Raw genomic sequence first — 20,044 nt, 5'->3', positions numbered from 1 at the left:
AAAGATAAATTTTTAAAATATAAAATCAATAATTTTTTTTATAAAAAACAGGATAATTTTACTAGTTTGTTTTAAAAGCGTTTCAAAACAAATAAAAACCTATTTTCTGTACAAAATAAAAAAACCACCTCATCGCAAAATGGGTGGTTTTTTAGGCTTGACCAAAATTGCGATTATGGAATTATGGCTGGATATAATATTGGATAAAGACTTAAATCAACCGGTTTTAATGTTGAAGAATATTTAGCGTTAATTGCAGCCGTAAATGCATTCGCAATTAAAGCATAACCTCTAGGACTTGGGTGAACACCATCCAGTGAGAATGCTCCACCAGTTACATACGCAGAAGTTAATGTAAAACTATTACTTACAATTCCTCCAGTTGATAATTGAGTCATAATCACTTTCGTATCAACAAAAGCCAATCCTTTAGCATCAGCAATTGTTTTTATAGAGCTATTATAAGCGTCAGTAGCAACCTTTACTTCTGCAACTTCAGTTGGTACTAACACATGTTTATCTTGTAATGGATAGGTAATTCCGAATTTATTTAAAGGAGATGGAGGTGCCATTCCAATACCAGAATCACTGGCAGTAGGAGCTGCTCCTATGGCAGATTGTGTTGGCAAAACAACCAAATCAGCAGCAGTAGCTTGTCGGGCTTGTCCAAAAACGCTTCCGTAAAAAGCTGCAGTAGCCGCACCCAAGCTTGGAGTAAAAGCTGCTGTTAATTGAGCAGACAAATTTACCAAAGACTCATCTTTAATCAACATTGGATTAGCAACCGTTGTAGAAAGAAGGTTAATTCTATCTCCTGCTCCAAATGCCGTTAATGCTTGTTTTAACGGACCGTATAACTGAGCATTTAAAGCAGCTATCGTAGCTTGGCCTACAGCTTCACTACCACTACCAAGAACTTTAGCAGTCAATGGATTGTAAGGAACGGTCGTAAAATAAGGAAATGTATTTACATAAGGAAGATTCGCAACTACTCCTTTTGCGCCGTTGGCTGTTAAATTAGTAACCAAACCTGAGTAAACACTTGCAAAAACATTAGGATCTGTTATGTCATTTCCCCCATAAGTAGCCGGATTTAAATTCCCTGTTTGGTTTACACCAACACCCCCAGATGTTGCATAACTCAAAACATCATTAACACCAATCCACAATGAAAAGAAAGTAGGCACTTGAACTAAAGCATCCGCTAAAACCGTTGTTCCAGAAGCAGTGGCAAATCGCGCGAAATAAGGATTTGCAGCACCAGTAGCAACACCCGCAACATTTCCATATCCCGGCGCTACAAGATGATAACTTTTTGCTCCAGGCACACCTAAATTATTAAAAGGTCCCGTAATTTTAGTAGTCACCTCAGTCGTAGGAGTCCCACTAACCGATACTGGCGCGACACCGTTAAAATACAAACGAACACCCGCTATTACATTTCCTCCTAACAACAATCCTCCAACATTATCAGATGTAAAAGGCGTTTTAAACTCACCCCCACCAGCTGTAGCAAATTGTTGCGATATTATATTAACATAAGAACCTTCTTGCCCTTTTTTAAAAAGTGCGCCATCACTATATCCCGCAGCAAAAGAATCTCCTAATGCCACATATTTCGTAAAGCTAGCTGTCCCTGAAGTAACTGGCTCTTCAACAACAGTTGTATTATCATCATCGTTATTACATGCTACAAAGCTTAAAGAAACCAATAGTAGCCATTTGAAATTTTTTATCATGGTTATGTTTTTTAAATTATTGACTCAATTACGGGTTGATTGTCCAAGAAGCAAAAAACTGCTGCCCAATTAATCCCGCACCTAATACTTGAGTATATTCTTTTCCACCAATATTTGAAGCTCCCAATTTAAGAGTTGATTTTAATTTTGGCATATTATAATTAACTTGAGCATCAATTACAGTAGCCGCATCGATCATACCATCTACCATTGTAGATTGCCACAAATACTCACTATTCCATCTTCCACTTATGTTAAATCCAAAATTATCAAATAACTTTTCGTTTCCAAATGATGCTTTTACTCTATGTTTTGGCGTATTAAAGCCCGCTTCAAAACTTGGGTCTTTTTCTTGATCGAAATTAAATTCTGCGAAATTATAGTTAACACCCGCTTCAAAATTTCTATACACTTTTTTAGAAAGTCCAAGACCAAAACCAAGCGATTTGATTTCTATATTAGTATTGGTATATAATTGATACGCTCTATAATTGCCATTTTGAAGCGCGTGTAATGATTGCACTCCAGAATCTGTTGGTCCTGCTAGAGGATTTGGTGAATCAGTTGCCGTACCATAAAACGGAGCCACAACATTTAGATTCCCAATAAAATCATTGTAAATATTATAATACCCATTAATATCAATTGATACATCTTTTATCAATGAACGATATCCTAATTCAAATGCTTTCACCTGTTCTGGTTTCACATAATTTACATTTGTTTTTCTTAACAAAGCTGATCCTGCAATAGGGTCACTAGCTGCCAATGCACCAAACGCCTGTACTGATGATGCGGTATACGAATTATTATAGGCATTCAAACCAGTCATAACAACAGATGATCCTCCGGCAAAAGCTTGACCAACTGCAGTAGAAACCGGTAAAGTTTCACTATATCTTGTTAAATTATCCGGAGCCGAACCAAGCAATATGGCGCTTCCCACATTAAAACCAATGTATTGATCTTGTGTTGACGGGTTTCTAAAACCTGTTTGAAAAGAAGCTCTAAAGTTGTGTTTCTTACTTTCTCCTCCTGAATATACTAGTGATATTCTTGGAGAAACACTACCGTCGAAATTTTTTGATTTATCATAACGAACAGAACCTGTAAATTTCAATCGTTCTTCTAAAAATCTTTTTGTTAATTGTGTATAAGCACCATATTCATTATAATTAATAGGCCCATTTGCATCCGTATAAATTCTACCGTGAGAATTTAATTCATAAAGTCTGAAAGACCCTCCAACTTGGATTTCTGCAAATTTTATAATGTCTTTAAAATTATAATTAGCGTCAGAATGGTATATTTTAGAATTATCAACCAATTTTGAACCCGAAAGCACACTTGGATCAGCAATAACGCTATTAAAAGCAGCTTTAAATTCTGGAGTACCAGGAAGAAATCTTCCAGTATCAGCAGTATTCCTTGCTATTATATGCGCATTTTCAGGCGTCATTCCTGCTAATGTAGATTGAATATAAGCTCCTGCATATTGCCCAAACCATGTTTTATCATCTTTCCATTTTCTATTTACATTAATCCCTGTAAAAAGCATATCGTATGATTCTCCACCATCTTCAGTAGTAGTATAACCTCTTACAAAAAAGTTTTTCCCTTTAAACTCTAATTTATGCTGTTGCATGAAAAAGTTATTTAAGTAATATCTATTGGCTCCTTGATATACTGCATTTCCGAAACCAAATTTACTTTGCCATATCACTTCTAAATTTTCATTTCCAAAAGGTCTGTAATGAAGTGAAAAATCAATTTTTGTATTACTCGCTTTGTTATCTGTTAAATCTACCTCATTATACCCTGTTCTACTTACATTATAATTTGGAAGTAAATTTACCGCTGCACCAGATATTAAACCTAAAGAAGCTAATGCTTGCCCAACTCCTTTTATGTTAGTTGAAACTTCATCACCATATACATTTATTCCATCATAATTTACATTACTTCTATCTATACCGGAATGGGTCTTGTCATTATAGTTTGTAGCATACCAATCAGTACCTCGCATATAAGTAAAATTAACTTTTCCAGCTAATTTCGAACTGAACGCATGAGCCATCCTTACTCCATAATCAATGAAATCATTTGATCCTGCAGCTTCTTGACTTGTCTGTCCAAATTTTGCATAAGCAGTAATTCCCTGACTTGTAAATGGACTTTTACTATTCATAAACAAAATACCATTAAAAGCATTTGCACCATATAAAGCAGATGACGCACCCGGCAACAACTCTACACTTTGAACATCAATTTCTGAAACACCAATCATATTTCCTAACACGAAATTTAATAATGGTGAAGAGTTATCCATTCCGTCAACCAATTGCATAAAACGTGTATTGGCTACAGTAGCAAAACCACGTGTGTTTATTGATTTAAAAGACAAACTACTTGTATTCATCTGAACTTCTTTCAAGTTTTCTAAACCATCATAAAAAGTTGCAGATGCCGTTTTTTTGATATCAGCAATACTCATTCTCTCAATTGTAACTGGAGATTCCAATACTCTTTCTGGGGTTCTTGAAGCAGAAACTACAATCTCATTCAGTTTAGTTTCTTCATCGGCAAGTTTAACCGCTACTTTTTGATTATTTGATGAAACCGTAACTTTTTGAGAACCATACCCTACGCTTGTAACAATAATTACAAAAGGTGGTTTTTTTGATGAATTTAAAATGAATCTTCCATCGATGTCGGTAATACTACCAGCGGTTTCTCCAACAATTTTGATGTTGGCTCCAGGAATAGGCTGATTGTTACTGTCTGTAACAATGCCTGAAATTGAATTTTGAGCAAAAGTTAGGCTACAAAAAAACAATGACAAAAAAAGTAAATACACTCTCATTGGGTTAAAGTTTGTTGGTTTATGACGCCAAAGTACAAATATTTTTGATATTAATAAAAAAGAGCCTTTAAAATTTCATAATTATCAATGATTTTGACTCATTTATACTTATTCTACATTTTTTGTTTTTTATTTTTTGTTAAAAATTAAGTAAAAAAATCAAAATAACATTATGCATGCATATAATAAATACATTAATCTTAATAATTTTCTTAATTTTTAACTATTTAATAAAAGTGAATGAAAGGAAAAAAAAATTCATTTTTATGGTAATTTTTTAAATTGGCAAGTAAAAGCAAACAAAAACCCTCGAAAGAAAAATCTTCCGAGGGTTTTTTATTTAAAGTTAATATATGCACTTTTATTCTACAGTAACTGATTTTGCTAAATTACGGGGTTGATCTACATTACATCCTCTCATAACAGCAATATGATAGGATAAAAGCTGTAAAGGAATCGTAGTTATGAGCGGAGACAAAGCATCCGACGTTTCTGGGATTTCGATCACATAGTCAGCCAAATCACGAACCTGAGTATCGCCTTTGGTCACCACTGCAATAATTTTTCCACTTCTGGATTTAATTTCCTGAATATTACTTACAATCTTATCATAATGACCTTGCTTTGGAGCAATAACCACCACAGGCATATGTTCGTCGATTAATGCTATCGGGCCATGTTTCATTTCAGCGGCAGGATAGCCCTCAGCATGAATATAAGATATCTCTTTAAGTTTCAATGCACCTTCCAGAGCCACAGGAAAGTTATATCCTCTTCCTAAATACAAGCAGTTAGGAGCATCTTTAAACACAGAAGCAATTTCTTTTGCTCTATCATTTGTTTCTAAAGCTTCTTTTACTTTTTCAGGAATAATTTCTAATTCTTGCAAATACCTGTGAAAGTCGGTGTTAGACATTGTTCCTTTGGCTTTCGCCAAACGCAGCGCAATCATTGTCAATACAGTAATTTGTGTAGTAAATGCTTTTGTCGATGCAACACCTATTTCAGGCCCAGCATGAGTATAAGCACCTGCGTTAGTTTCTCTCGAAATAGAAGAACCAACAACATTACAAACCCCAAATACAAAAGCTCCGTGTTCTTTGGCTAACTTAATTGCTGCCATTGTATCAGCCGTTTCACCAGATTGTGAAATTGCAATAACGACATCGCGGCTATTTATGATAGGATTTCTATATCTAAACTCAGAGGCATATTCTACTTCTACCGGAATTCGAGCAAACTCTTCAAATATATATTCTGCCACTAAACCCGCGTGCCATGAGGTACCACAGGCCACAATTATTATTCTGTCAGCATTTAAGAATTTCTCTAAATTGTCCTCAACCCCCGACATCTGAATAATTCCTTCATTTGCGTGAAGCCTTCCGCGATATGTATCTCTTATAACATCAGGTTGTTCATAAATTTCTTTTAACATAAAGTGATCGTAACCTCCTTTTTCAATTTGCTCCAAATTCATTTGAAGTTCTTGAATATAAGGATCAACTAAAGAATCATCTTTAATTTTTCTAACTTTCATTGGCTTATGCAATCTGATATTTGCCATTTCACCATCTTCTAAATAAATAGCATTAGATGTATATTCAATAAATGGTGAGGCATCGGATGCAATAAAATATTCTCCTTCTCCTACACCAATTGCCAAAGGACTTCCTAAACGTGCCGCAACAATCTCATCCGGATTTTTTTTATCAAAAACAGCAATCGCATAAGCGCCAACCACTTGGTTCAAAGCGAGCTGAACAGCTTTACCAATTTTCAATTTTTCTTTTATCTGAACTTCCTCTATAAGATTTACAAGTACTTCAGTATCGGTATCAGAATGAAATACGTATCCTCTTTTTATTAATTCTTTTTTCAAAGGCGCATAATTTTCAATAATTCCATTGTGAATTATTGCCAAATCACCTGAATTAGAAAGATGAGGATGAGAATTAACATCGTTTGGAACACCATGTGTTGCCCAACGCGTATGCCCCATTCCTATCGTTCCGTTTATTGAAATTTCTTTAGATGCTCTCTCTTCTAAATCTGCAACCTTACCTTTAGTTTTAGAGATTTTTAAGTTCTCGCCGTCATATAACATGACACCAGCACTATCATATCCTCTATATTCTAATCGTTTCAACCCTTTTATAACAATAGGGTAAGCTTCTCTATAACCGATATATCCAACAATTCCACACATACTTTTTACTTAATTAGGTTTTGTATAAAAAATTTCAAGTTTTAATCTTTTGTCCTCAGGAACTGTTGATTTTCCACCATAAAGGATTGTCCCTAATGGATTCATTACACTCGCTTTTGGTGCTTGAGAAATAAATGCATTTGGAGTTTTCATTTTGGAAGAAGCACTAGTACTTATATCTTCTGTAACCACAAGGCCTAACTTAACATTTGTAGAATCGGCGTTCATTATAAGATTTCGTATCTGATTTGTGATTCTGATTTTATAATTTAACCCTCTACCATTGGCCACAACTTCTTTATTTATATTACCATCAAATATTCCTTTTGCTTTTTTAGGATTGCTATTCGTTGATGCGTCATAATAATCAACAAGAGGTCTATTATTTGTTAAATCATACAAATAAATTCTATTCGGCTCATGGCTATTTGCCATTGCACTTGCATCAATATGGAAAACAAGATTCGCTTCATTAATTAACCACTTTTTACCATCAGCTGGATTTCTCAAATCGTCTAATTCATCTGAAATGCCATTAGGACCTGTTAGATTTCCATTGGAATCATATCCTTTCAAATCTTTTTTATCAAAAAGATCCAAAATAGCCAAAGAACCTTCCCCTCCTTTTAGATATAATTTTTCGTCACCTAATGACGTATCAGGAGAAATCAACGCATTAGCATAAGTAGTGTTTGTATTACTCTGTTCCAATAAACTTACCGTATTGCCGGACAGGTTAAGAACTATCGATTTTTCCACTCTTGTTGGAGAACCTCCAGTTGTTGAGGCCAAATCTTCTTTGTATTTTATAGTAATTTTAGCATTTGTTGATTTAAAATTCAACATAGCCATACTACCATCGCTCCCATCTGCTTTTTCCACTTTAAAATACAAACCTCTAAAATACTCTTTGAACACATCATTTGTAATCAATTTACCTGCCGGAGCATTTATGATTTTATTCTTAAAAAAATTTGCATCTAATTTTAGGCGCATTGCAGGAACTGAACGTGTAGTGGTAACTTTACCTGCATCGTCTTTGGTTGTTTCCACAATTTCTTCAGAATCAAAAAAGAATCCATCATTCTGAACTAAGTTGACATCATTATTTAAACGACTTCCCACTTTAGCATTATCGAAATCAGCATTTTGATCCGTAAAATATTTTTGAGGCTCTTGAAATCCTCCAATAGGATCTAAATCTCTCATGAAATATCCAGATTCAAAAACACTTAGTTTTATTTTCGCTTTACTTTCACCATATATAGAATCCAACTCGTACTCATGGCTTCCATCTGCATTTGTTGATTTTAAAGTACTGTAATAAGGCACCGTTAAGTAAACACTGTCTATAACCGGATTGGCACCTATTTCTGGATTAGGGGAAGCCAAAACCAATTGTGTAGCAAAATTTGCGTTTGTTGTACCAAAAGCGGGATTTTTATATATTCCCAAAGCATTAACCGCCAAATTATTAGATTGAATCGGTCCGATTTTTTGGTTGTAGGCTATTACATTTGATGTATACTTGCTAAGATCAAAGTGATTGTCACCAATTAAATCACCACCAATCGCATTATAATCTTTATCACATGAATACAAAAGAATGATGCTTGCTAAAACAAGCATTTTCTTAAAAAAAGAAATATTGTACATATTTAATAATAAAAGTTTAATTTAAAGAACTTCGTTTTTATAGAAATTAGTATACGCTTCCGCGAATTTGTCTTTCGGGGTGAAAGGTAAAAAAGGTTTACCCGAAGATTCTATAAATTTTGTTAAACTTGAAGACAGGTTTTCTGAAGCAATAATTACGGCATCCGAATGCATAACGGTTGCTTTTATAATGTTTTCATAATCAGGAATTTCTAAATCAGCTATTGCTTCATTAGGAATACCGTCAAACTTCACCTTATTAATCATTTCTGGGTCTAATGTTCCTTCGAAAGACTGGCTGTAAACGGAAGTAACAATCTTTGTTTCTGAAAATAAAGCTTCGTTTTTATAAAAATGTTTCATGTAAATAGGCAACATTGCTGCCATCCATCCGTGAACATGAATAATATCCGGAACCCAGTTCAATTTTTTTACGGTTTCTACAACTCCTTTTGCAAAGAAAATAGCCCGCTCATCATTATCTGGATACATAACACCTTCTTCATCTGCAAATGTTGCTTTTCGTTTGAAATACTCATCATTATCAATAAAGTAAACTTGTATCCTCTCTTTAGGAATTGAAGCCACTTTTATAATCAATGGCATATCTAAGTCATTTACTACCAAATTCATCCCCGAAAGCCTAATTACTTCGTGTAATTGGTGTCTTCTTTCATTTATATTTCCATATCTAGGCATGAAAATTCTTATTTGTCCTCCTTGATCATTAATCATTTTCGGCACGTCATAAGACATTAAAGAAACCTCATTTTCAGCGAGATAAGGCACCACTTCAGATGATACATATAATATCCTCTTATCTTTCATATTGTAATTTACTTAGTTTATTGGTAATAAAAACCACGCAAAATTACAAAAATTTATGCAGTTATTAACTAAAATATTATGTTTGCATTTAATTTTAATAATACCACCATGCATATTTTCTATGGAAAAGCAGCTTTGAGAGACTATTTGAAATCTATCAAAACTTCGAATTCCACTATTGGATTTGTTCCAACTATGGGCGCTTTACATCAAGGACATTTGGCTTTAATGCAAAAATCGCTATTGGAAAATGAAAATACAGTAGTGAGTATTTTTGTAAATCCTACCCAATTCAACAATCCGGAAGATTTAGCAAAATATCCAAGGACATTAGAAGAAGATGTGAAAAAACTTACCGCTTTGAGTCCAGAAATCATCTTGTATGCTCCAACTGTTGCTGACATTTATGATGGACAACCCCTGTCACAATCTTTTGATTTTGACGGATTAGAAAATCAAATGGAAGGAGAATTCAGACCTGGCCATTTTAATGGTGTTGGGACTATTGTAAAACGTCTCTTTGAAATTGTAGAACCTACAAACGCTTATTTTGGTGAGAAAGATTTTCAGCAATTGCAAATCGTAAAAAAAATGGTCGCTAAAACCAACTTAAACGTGAACATAATTGGCTGTCCCATTTTTAGAGAATCCAACAATCTCGCTATGAGTTCTCGAAACGAACGCTTATCAGCACCAGAAAGAGAAGAAGCCGCCATAATCTATAAAACGCTAACTATTTCGAAAGAAAAATTTGAAACAAACAGCGCCAAATCTGTAGCGAAATGGATTCAAAAATCATTCGAAAAGAACACTCATTTCACATTAGAATATTTCGTAATTGCTGATGAGGCAACCCTTTTACCTTGCGTAAGAAAAAATAAAAATAAAAAATACCGCGCTTTTATCGCTGTTTTTGTCAACAATATTCGTTTGATTGACACCATTTCATTAAATTAATTTACTTTTGTAGCATGCAAATTCAAGTCGTAAAATCAAAAATACACCGAGTAAAAGTAACTGGAGCCGATTTAAATTATATCGGAAGCATTACCATTGACGAAGCTTTACTGGAAGCTTCCAATATCATTGAAGGAGAAAGGGTATTCATTGTAAATATCAACAATGGCGAACGCTTTGACACCTATGCCATCAAAGGCGAAAAAAATTCAGGCATTATAACCCTAAACGGTCCAGCTGCCAGAAAAGTACAAAGAGACGATATTATTATCATTATTTCTTATGCCCTCCTAGAATTTGAAGAAGCCAAAACCTTCAAGCCCTGGATTATTTTCCCTAATGAAAATGATAATTCTTTGACCTAATCTTTTAAAAAAACCTTTTTTTTGTTTTGTTTTTTTGAATCTAAAGCAATTGCTTCATAACGAACAATCCTGTTTTTAGTCACTGATTCGCTGATTTTTTCAATGAAATCAGCGAATCAGTGACTAAAAATTTCTACGTTATTTTACACAAACAGAACATACTTAATTTTGTAAAAAAGCCAAAATACGTCTCCATTCTTTACCTATTCTTGTTTTTTAAGCAAATAAAAGTATTATATTGCTACTCCATTTAGAATAAATTTAATTTCTAAAACACCCGAATCATGAAACAAGTATTACTCTTATTACTATTTTCTATTACAGCATTTTCTCAAAAAACAACGCAACCATTCGATTCAAATAAGCTAGGTGAAAGTAGAGAAATCACAATTGGATTACCCCCTTCCTATGAAAAAAATCCTACCAAAAGATATCCATTACTCATTTTGCTTGATGGAGATTACCTGTTCGATCCTTTTTATGGCGCTTTAAACTACGGTGCTTATTGGGATGATTTACCAGAAACTATAATCGTTGGTATAACTCAAAATAAAAAAGACGAGCGAATAGCCGACAGCGATTATGATGCGGCAGATGGTGTACCTTCAGGAAAAGGAGCAAAATTCTTCGAATTTATTGGCGGTGAATTACTTCCCTACCTTGAAAAAAAATACCGTATCGCCCCATTCCGAATGATTGCGGGACACGGTACCACAGCTGGTTATTTGAACTTTTTCCTGTACAAAGATGTGCCACTATTTAATGCCTACATTTCTTTGAGTCCAGAACTTGCTCCTGAGATGGAAAATCGTATTTCTGAAAAACTTTCAAATCTAAAACAACCCATTTTTTATTATCAATCCACTGGAGATGGCGATGTGAAAAAGCTTCAGGAGCCTATAAAAAAATTAGACGAAAATATGAAACTGGTTACCAATCCTTTAATCAATTACAAATTTGATAATTTTAAAGGAGCGTCACATTATTCACTCGTACTTTATTCTATACCAAATGCTTTGTATCATTTTTTTGATTCCTATAAACCTATTTCATCAACCGAATACACAGAAAAAATTGCTGTACTTCAAGCTGGTTATGTAGATTATTTGACGAATAAATACGATGTTATGTCCAAAAATTTAGGCTTAAAAATCCCTATTCGAATAAACGATTTCAAGGCAATTGAAGCCGCTATTCTAAAAAATAAAGCATACCGGGAATTGGATAAATTATCTGATATTGCCAAGAAAAACTATCCGAAATCCATGCTTGCCGATTATGAATTGGGCCTTATGTATGAAAAAATGGGTGACGCTAAAAAAGCGGCAAAATCATATCAAACAGCTTCCCAATTAGAAGAGATTGGCAGTTTAACCAAAGACATGATGTATCAAAAATATGATGATATGAAAAGTCTAATACCAAAAAAATAATGTCAAAAGTAAAAACTACTTTTTTTTGCCAGAACTGTGGAGCCCAATATGCAAAATGGCAAGGGCAATGCAATTCCTGTAAAGAATGGAATACCATAGCGGAGGAAATCATTCAAAAACAAGAAAAAGTGGCTTGGAAGAGTGAATCCGCTTCTAGTAATAAAGCACCAAAACCATTAAAAATAAACGAAATTGATTCCACTCAGGAAATCCGCATGGACACCACTGACGGTGAACTTAATCGCGTACTTGGCGGTGGAATAGTTCCCGGCTCTCTCATTCTTTTAGGCGGCGAACCCGGCATAGGAAAAAGCACACTTTTGCTTCAAATATCCCTAAAACTACCTTATAAAACTTTATATGTTTCGGGCGAAGAAAGTCAGAAACAAATAAAAATGCGTGCCGAAAGAATCACGCCAAGCGGAGACAATTGCTACATTCTTACCGAAACTAAGACACAAAATATCTTCAAACAAATTGAAGCCATACAGCCTGAAATCGTGATTATCGATTCCATTCAAACGCTTCATACGGATTATATCGAGTCGACACCAGGAAGTATTTCTCAAATACGGGAAACTACTGCTGAACTGATAAAATTTGCCAAAGAAACTAACATTCCAGTGATTCTTATTGGTCATATTACCAAAGACGGAAACATTGCCGGACCAAAAATCCTGGAACACATGGTCGACACCGTTTTACAATTTGAAGGCGACAGAAATCACGTGTACCGCATTTTGCGTTCGTTAAAAAACCGTTTTGGTTCTACTGCTGAAATTGGTATTTATGAAATGTTAGGGAATGGTTTGCGAGAAGTTTCGAATCCTTCGGAAATATTAATCTCACATAAGGACGAAGAATTATCCGGAACTGCGATTGCATCTACACTTGAAGGAATGCGCCCGCTGATGATTGAAATTCAATCTTTAGTGAGTACAGCTGTTTACGGAACACCACAGCGCAGCACAACGGGTTACAATGCCAAAAGACTGAATATGATTTTGGCCGTCTTAGAGAAAAGAGCAGGTTTTCGCTTGGGAGCCAAAGACGTTTTTCTCAATGTAACTGGAGGAATTTCTGTAGATGACCCCGCAATTGATTTAGCTGTTGTAGCGGCTATTTTATCATCAAATGAAGATATTCCTGTAAATAAAGATTTTTGTTTTGCCGGAGAAGTGGGACTTTCTGGTGAAATTCGTCCTGTAAACCGTGTAGACCAGCGCATTCAGGAAGCTGAAAAATTGGGGTTTTCTACCATTTTTGTATCCAAATACAATAAAATTGCCTTGAAAAATACAGCAATTAAAATTCGATTAGTCGCAAAGATTGAAGACATTGCAAGCGAATTATTTGGGTAGGATTGCATTTATCTCTTTAAAAAGACATTGACCAAAGCATTCCATAATCAACTTTATGACTATCCGTAATGCGGACTAAAATCATTTCGAATACAATTTTCGTCGTTTGTACATTTATAAAGCATAAATATTAGCCCACAGATTGTACAGATTATACCGATTTACACGGATTTTTTTACTCGGTGAATCAAACTGTTATTTAAATCTGTGCAAAATCCGTTCAATCCGTGTTATCTGTGTGCCATATTTTATCCTTTGGAACATATTGCGGACTGTCATAATCAACTTTATAATCCCGAATGAATTCTAGATTTATAACAGAATTCAGGAAATAAGTGAAATGAATGTATTATTTAGTTTTTACTTGTAACTATTTATCCTTTATGAAAACTAATAACATTAAACGATAAAATCCAATAAATTATGAATCTAAAAATAAAATGCATTGGACTAATGCTACTGGCAATTCCTTTCTTTTCCAAAGCGCAACATGCCGAAAATCAAAATGCTTTCCCTGTTCAGACAACCATTTCAAACGGAATTATTGAAGGTGAATTTGATGTAAAAACGAATATTCAAAGCTTCAAAGGAATTCCCTTTGCACAGCCACCAGTGGGTAATTTACGCTGGAAAGCTCCTCAAGCTTTAACTAATTGGACAGGAGTAAAACAAACCAAAAAATTTGGACCGAGAGCAATCCAATCCAATATATTTGGCGATATGGGTTTTAGAAGTGATGGCACAAGCGAAGATTGCCTATATCTTAATGTTTGGTCTCCCGCCAAATCTGCCAATGAAAAACTCCCGGTTTTAGTTTATTTCTACGGTGGTGGTTTTGCCGCCGGTGATGGTTCAGAAAATCGTTATGATGGCGAAAATATGGCAAAAAAAGGAATTGTAACGCTAACCGTAAACTATAGATTAGGGATTTGGGGATTTTTCTCCCATCCTGAACTGACCAAAGAATCTCCTAATCACGCCTCAGGAAATTATGGGTTATTAGACCAAAATGCCGCCTTGAAATGGGTACAAGCCAATATTTCAAAATTCGGAGGTGATCCAAAACGCGTAACTATCGCAGGAGAATCGGCAGGTTCTATTGCCGTAAGCGCTCAAATGGCTTCTCCTTTATCAAAAGGTCTTATCGCAGGAGCTATTGGCGAAAGTGGCGGTTCCATTTTTCCTACCTTATCTCCGGTTCCTTTGGCCGAAGGCGAAAAAACAGGTCTTGAATTTGCTAAAAAAATCGGAGCTTCATCATTAAAAGAACTTCGCACTATGTCTACTTTTGAATTATATCAAAAATCAGCCGGAACAAGTTTAGGTGTTTTCAAAACTACCATTGACGGTTATTTTTTACCAAAATCTTTACCCGAAATTTTTGAAGCCAAACAACAAGCCATGATTCCTTTGCTATTGGGATGGAATTCAGAGGAGATGAACTACCGTGCTTTAATGATGGAAAAAGATCTGAACAATGAAAATTATACGCAAAAAATCAAGGAATTATATGGCAATAAAGCCGAGGAAGTCTTAAAATTATATCCCGCAGGAACTCCCGAAGTAACGGAGCAATCTGCCACAGATCTGGCCAGCGACCGATTTATTGCCTACAGCACTTGGAAATGGTTCGATTTGCATCGAAAAAACAGCACACAACCTGTATATCGCTATTATTACAAACATCCCAGACCAGAAATACGCGACAATGAACTAGAAGCAGGTCTTGCAGGTGGCGTCATTAAAAAAGACAAAAATATTCCAAAAACACCTAAACCAAAAGGAGCTGTTCACTCTGCTGAAATAGAATATGCAATGGGAAATTTAGCAACCAATAAAGATTATGCTTGGACAGAAGATGATTTCAAAGTCTCTGATATGATGATGAACTTTTTTGCAAACTTCATTAAAACAGGAAATCCAAACGGTGATAAACTTCCTGTTTGGCCAACGGCAAAAAATGAAGAAAATCCAGAAATCATGATTATTGATGTCAATTCAAAATCAAAAAGAGCGGAAAATGATGCCCGCTACTTATTTTTAGAAAAAGAATATTCAAAAAAATAGTAATTTGTTATTTCCATAAAAGAGAGTGTATCATTTATATGGTACCCTCTCTTTTTTTATACTTTCATAATTATAATTAGTAAGATTTGTATTAGTAAGAAAAAGCCATAATTACTCCAAGTTAATTAAAATAATTGTTTTTATTTTAATTGAAAATCAAATGATTATATTCAATAAAATCAAAATCTTACTTAATAAAAAATTAAAATCAGGAATGAGATTCATTATTTTGTTGTAAATTTATGTATTGTTTTTTATCTAAAGATTGAAAAATGAAACCATCACACCAAACTATGACTCGTCTCTATGAACACTTGGGAAAAGTGTTTTACTGCATTGCGGCCATAGACAAAACCATTCGTAAAGAAGAAATCGCGCAACTCAAAGAAATTGTAAAGACAGAATGGCTTCCGTTTGAAAATACTTTTAATGAATTTGGTGACGACACAGCCTATGAAATCGAAATTGTTTTTGACTGGCTTTTGGCTAACAAATGGGATACTGAACAAGTGATTCCTGATTTTAAAATTTTCAGAAAAGAGCATCAGCACTTGTTTACACCAGAGGTTATTACCTTAATTTTAAAAACGGCAAATACCATTGCAAATTCTTTTTTAGAAAAAAACAGATCAGAACATGTTTTTATAAGTCAACTAAGTGCTATTCTGATACAATAAAATACGATTAAAACTATTACCGTTGTTGAATCAAAATAAAGCTGTTTTAAAACAATCTACTTTAACATAAAAAATCAAAGACATGAAAAGACAAACTGGCATTTGGATAGACTCCTCAAAAGCAATAATTGTTGCTCTTGATGGTGATACAGAAAAAATTACCGAAATAGATTCTGATGTTGAAAACAGCGTTTATCATAACAAAGAAGGCAATAAAGGGATCTTTTCGGAGGGTCATCATGGCGATAGCGACAAAAAATTTGATGACCGAAAAAAGCAAGAACTGGATTATTTTATAAAATCAGTTCTGTCTTATGTTAAAAAATCGGACGAACTCATTGTTTTTGGTCCGGCACAAACCAAAACAAGATTGGAACAAAAATTAATAGATGATAATTTAATTGAACCGGGAAAACTGAAATCAGTGGAAACAGAAGATAAAATGACCTTAAATGAGATTGTGGCTAAAGTCAGAAGATTCTATAACCCATTTGAATACAAAGAACCAGAGCCAAAAAGCTAATTTAGCTGCCATAAAATAATTTAGAAACTACAACGCTTTTAGGTTGTAGTTTTTTTATGCCTTTAAAAGAGAATGAAATCTAATCGAAATTCTAAAGAAAACATAAAACTATTTCCGTTAAGAATATTTTCCTTTTCTTTATAGATATCGATTGCAAACCAAATTTATCTTAGGTTTGCAATCCCAATTTATCAATTATCAAACTGTTTATGAAAACCGGAAAACAAAAAATAATTCTAGCGACAAAAATACTTAGTGTATTATTTGTAGCTCTAATTGTTGCTTTTTACCTATTCCGTGATGCGGTTTTACAGCAGACTATTGCCAAAGTTTCCAATGAAATGGAAATTGATTACAACAGTACTTTTTCAGTAAAAAAAGCTTCTTTTGACGGAATCTCAGGTATAAACCTTTCCGATATAGTGTTAGTTCCCAAAAATGCAGATACTCTTTTTAAAATACAAAAATTGAAAACAAGTGTCAATTTATGGCAATTAGCAGTAGGCAATCTTCAACTTGGAACTTTAGAAATCAAGAATGGTTTTATACAATTAGTAAAGAAAGGGAAAGTGAGAAATTTTGATACTTTTCTAAAAAAAGACAACCAAACAGAAATAAACAACGAAAAAAGAGACTACGCTCAATTTACCTACAGAATCATCTCTAAAGCACTAAATTTAGTTCCAACCGATATGGTTTTGGACAATCTTTCTTTTCGATTAAATGATAATGGAAAAAAAGCGACCATCAATTTCCAAAAATTGCGATTGGTCAATAAGCAACTTGAAACTTCGATAAAAGTTCAAACCAATACCTTTACACAGCGTTGGAAAATTAAAGGATTTGCAGATCCAAGAAATAAAAAAGCCGATATTCGTTTCGTAAATATTGATACCGGTGCTATCAAAGTACCTTATTTTGACGAGCGCTACAATCTGAAATCGAGCTTTGATTCCATTCGGTTGAATATTCAAAACATAGATAAGGATGGCGATGAATTACATATTGATGGTTTTATGGCTATTACCAATTTAAAAATCAATCATCAAAAAATTGCCAGCAAAGATGTAATCCTAAAAAATGCCAAATTTGATTACCGGTTCTTATTGGGTTCTGATTTTATTTCAATAGACAGTACTTCGACGGTTCAGTTCAATAAAATAAAATTTCATCCTTATCTGGCTTACGAAACCGAAAAAGACACCATTTACAAACTCAAAGTGGCCATCCCAAAAATGAAAGCGCAGGACTTTATTTCTTCGCTTCCTGATGGTTTATTCACCCATTTTCAAGGAATGGAAGCCAACGGTAATTTCGATTACAAACTGGATTTTATGTTCAATAAAAACAAACCCAATCAACTGGTTTTTGACAGCAAATTGAATAAAGAAAATCTAAAAATTACAAAATACGGCGAAGCCAATCTGAATAAACTCAATGGAGAATTTGTTTATCGGGCACTTATAAAAAATGTGTTGCAACGCCCGGTATTAGTTGGTTCAGTCAATCCGAACTATACACCTTTATACCAAATATCCCCTTATTTAAGAAAATCCGTTTTGACCACAGAGGATCCTTCTTTCTTTTCACATCGTGGTTTCATCAACGAAGCATTCAAACAATCCATCGCAAAAAATATAAAAACCAAAAAATTTTCACGCGGTGCCAGCACTATTAGTATGCAATTGGTAAAAAATGTTTTTCTGAGTCGGGAAAAAACAGTTTCACGTAAACTGGAAGAAATTTTACTGGTGTACATTCTGGAGAACAACCGAATCGTAAGTAAGGAACGCATGCTCGAAGTGTATTTTAATATCATCGAATGGGGACCAGATGTATATGGAATTGGCGAAGCAAGTCGATTTTATTTCCAGAAAGCACCTTCGGAGTTATCGCTTAATGAATGCTTGTACCTCGCCCGAATTATTCCAAGTCCTAAAAAATTCATGTACCAGTTCAACGACCAAGGCATGTTGAAAGATTTTGCGATAAAACAAGAGTCTTTCTTAACAAATATTATGTTCCGAAGAGGGCTTTTGAGTCCTGACGACACTATTTACAAGTCGCTACCCATACTCATTTCCGGACCTGCAAAATCTTTTATTAAATTTAAAGTACAAGATTCGACGCAAATAAAAGTGGATTCATTAGTCGTAGATGAAGAATTTGATCTTTAATTATTGGAAATTGTAAAAAGAAATTGTCAATCCGACGAAGGAGGAATCTCACGTAATGGGATTCCTCCTTCGTCGGACACGAGGGATTTCCCCGAACTGGCGAAGCAATGACAAAAAAATGGTTTATTATTCACGGTGCCGGATCAGGAATTACAGCCTGAACTTCATCAATCGCCTTTAAGATTTCATCCGAAAGTGTTACTTGAATCGTATCAATATTTTCTTTTAATTGTTCCAATGTTGTGGCGCCAATAATGGTACTAGTTACAAACGGTTGTTGTTCTATGAATGCCAAAGACATTTCCGTTAAGGTCAGTCCATTTTTCTTGGCGATTTCCTGATACAATCGAGTAGCTTCGGTACATTGTGCGCTGTTGTATCTTGAAAATTGTGGAAATAAATTGATTCTCGCATTTGGAAGACTTTCTCCGGTCAGGAATTTACCGGATAAAACACCAAAAGCCATTGGAGAATACGCCAATAACCCCACATTTTCTCTCATACAAATTTCAGCGGAACCCGCTTCAAAAAGTCTGTTCAATAATGAATACGGATTTTGAATGGTTTTTATTTTTGGTAAATTATGGTATTTACTTTCTTCCAGAAAACGCATAATCCCCCATGGCGTTTCATTAGAAAGTCCAATATGTTTGATTTTTCCTTCTTTGACAAAACCGTCTAAGGTTTCCAAAACGTTGTGAATGTTGTCTTCCCAAGCATCATCCTGCACTTTGAAACCACGTTGCCCAAAAAAGTTGGTTTTACGTTCCGGCCAATGCAATTGGTATAAATCAATATAATCGGTTTGTAAGCGTTGCAAACTTTGGTCTAATGCAAACTTGACACTCGCAGGCGAAAAATCATTTTTCTCGCGCATGTAGGTAAAGTTAGGATTGGGTCCTGCAATTTTAGACGCTAAAACTATTTCTTTTCTTTTACCTGTTTTTTTAAACCAGGTTCCAAGGATTTTCTCCGTACTTCCATAGGTTTCCTGACGTGCTGGAACAGAATACATTTCGGCGGTATCAAAGAAATTGATTCCGTTTTCTAAAGCACAATCCATTTGGGCATGACCATCAGCTTCTGTATTTTGTTGTCCAAAAGTCATGGTTCCAAGGCAAATTTTGCTGACTTTTATATCGGTATTCGGTAAAGTAGTATATTTCATTTTTAAGGTTCAGTGTTACAG

General features: G+C 34.6%; 14 protein-coding genes. 8 read left to right on the top strand and 6 right to left on the bottom strand.

Features of this window, described 5'->3' with window-relative positions; genetic code table 11:
* Positions 1–173 precede the first annotated feature (173 nt).
* The 5 genes from ACNO7W_RS00370 to ACNO7W_RS00350 all read right to left on the bottom strand — a co-directional run bounded on the left by ACNO7W_RS00370 (position 174) and on the right by ACNO7W_RS00350 (position 9,295).
* Positions 174–1,739 carry a G-D-S-L family lipolytic protein gene (locus ACNO7W_RS00370; protein ID WP_417936579.1) on the bottom strand — a complete coding sequence of 522 codons (1,566 nt, stop codon included), beginning with the start codon at positions 1,737–1,739 and terminating at the stop codon, positions 174–176.
* Between the two features lie 28 nt (positions 1,740–1,767).
* Complete coding sequence (locus ACNO7W_RS00365) at positions 1,768–4,602, bottom strand: TonB-dependent receptor domain-containing protein (RefSeq protein WP_417936578.1); 2,835 nt, start codon at positions 4,600–4,602, stop codon at positions 1,768–1,770.
* 361 nt (positions 4,603–4,963) lie between these two features.
* A complete protein-coding gene (gene glmS / locus ACNO7W_RS00360; protein WP_417936577.1) occupies positions 4,964–6,811 on the bottom strand; it encodes a glutamine--fructose-6-phosphate transaminase (isomerizing) in 1,848 nt (615 codons plus the stop codon).
* A 9-nt stretch (positions 6,812–6,820) separates the two neighbouring features.
* On the bottom strand, positions 6,821–8,440 hold the full coding sequence (locus tag ACNO7W_RS00355) for a DUF4270 domain-containing protein (RefSeq protein WP_417936576.1): 1,620 nt from the start codon (positions 8,438–8,440) through the stop codon (positions 6,821–6,823).
* Between the two features lie 48 nt (positions 8,441–8,488).
* The gene (locus ACNO7W_RS00350) at positions 8,489–9,295 is read right to left on the bottom strand and encodes a glycogen/starch synthase (RefSeq protein WP_143387150.1); all 807 of its coding nucleotides are present in this window, start codon (positions 9,293–9,295) and stop codon (positions 8,489–8,491) included.
* Between the two features lie 78 nt (positions 9,296–9,373).
* Here ACNO7W_RS00350 and panC point away from each other — a divergent pair, with 78 nt between their 5' ends.
* The 8 genes from panC to ACNO7W_RS00310 all read left to right on the top strand — a co-directional run bounded on the left by panC (position 9,374) and on the right by ACNO7W_RS00310 (position 18,855).
* Entirely contained in the window at positions 9,374–10,252 is an 879-nt protein-coding gene (panC, locus tag ACNO7W_RS00345; RefSeq protein ID WP_417936575.1) for a pantoate--beta-alanine ligase, read from the top strand.
* 14 nt (positions 10,253–10,266) lie between these two features.
* Entirely contained in the window at positions 10,267–10,617 is a 351-nt protein-coding gene (gene panD, locus ACNO7W_RS00340; protein ID WP_143387146.1) for an aspartate 1-decarboxylase, read from the top strand.
* Between the two features lie 284 nt (positions 10,618–10,901).
* On the top strand, positions 10,902–12,050 hold the full coding sequence (locus ACNO7W_RS00335) for an alpha/beta hydrolase (protein ID WP_417936574.1): 1,149 nt from the start codon (positions 10,902–10,904) through the stop codon (positions 12,048–12,050).
* The gene (gene radA / locus ACNO7W_RS00330; protein WP_417936573.1) at positions 12,050–13,411 is read left to right on the top strand and encodes a DNA repair protein RadA; all 1,362 of its coding nucleotides are present in this window, start codon (positions 12,050–12,052) and stop codon (positions 13,409–13,411) included. The genes ACNO7W_RS00335 and radA overlap by 1 nt, the downstream gene beginning before the upstream one ends.
* A 423-nt stretch (positions 13,412–13,834) precedes the next feature.
* Entirely contained in the window at positions 13,835–15,478 is a 1,644-nt protein-coding gene (locus ACNO7W_RS00325; RefSeq protein ID WP_417936572.1) for a carboxylesterase/lipase family protein, read from the top strand.
* Positions 15,479–15,750: 272 nt separating this feature from the next.
* On the top strand, positions 15,751–16,155 hold the full coding sequence (locus tag ACNO7W_RS00320; RefSeq protein ID WP_143387138.1) for a hypothetical protein: 405 nt from the start codon (positions 15,751–15,753) through the stop codon (positions 16,153–16,155).
* A gap of 82 nt (positions 16,156–16,237) precedes the next feature.
* Positions 16,238–16,678, top strand: coding sequence for a hypothetical protein (locus tag ACNO7W_RS00315; RefSeq protein WP_417936571.1), 441 nt, complete (start codon positions 16,238–16,240; stop codon positions 16,676–16,678).
* A gap of 209 nt (positions 16,679–16,887) precedes the next feature.
* Positions 16,888–18,855 (top strand): transglycosylase domain-containing protein, encoded by a 1,968-nt coding sequence (locus ACNO7W_RS00310; RefSeq protein WP_417936570.1) that lies wholly within the window; start codon positions 16,888–16,890, stop codon positions 18,853–18,855.
* A 130-nt stretch (positions 18,856–18,985) separates the two neighbouring features.
* Here ACNO7W_RS00310 and ACNO7W_RS00305 read toward each other — a convergent pair whose 3' ends face one another.
* Positions 18,986–20,023: an aldo/keto reductase gene (locus ACNO7W_RS00305; RefSeq protein WP_417936569.1), complete on the bottom strand. Its 1,038-nt coding sequence runs from the start codon at positions 20,021–20,023 to the stop codon at positions 18,986–18,988.
* Between the last annotated feature and the right edge of the window lie 21 nt (positions 20,024–20,044).

It is taken from the genome of Flavobacterium sp. ZB4R12 (assembly GCF_048276375.1).
Taxonomy (GTDB): Bacteria; Bacteroidota; Bacteroidia; order Flavobacteriales; family Flavobacteriaceae; genus Flavobacterium; species Flavobacterium gawalongense.
This window is presented reverse-complemented; position numbering and strand designations above follow the sequence as displayed.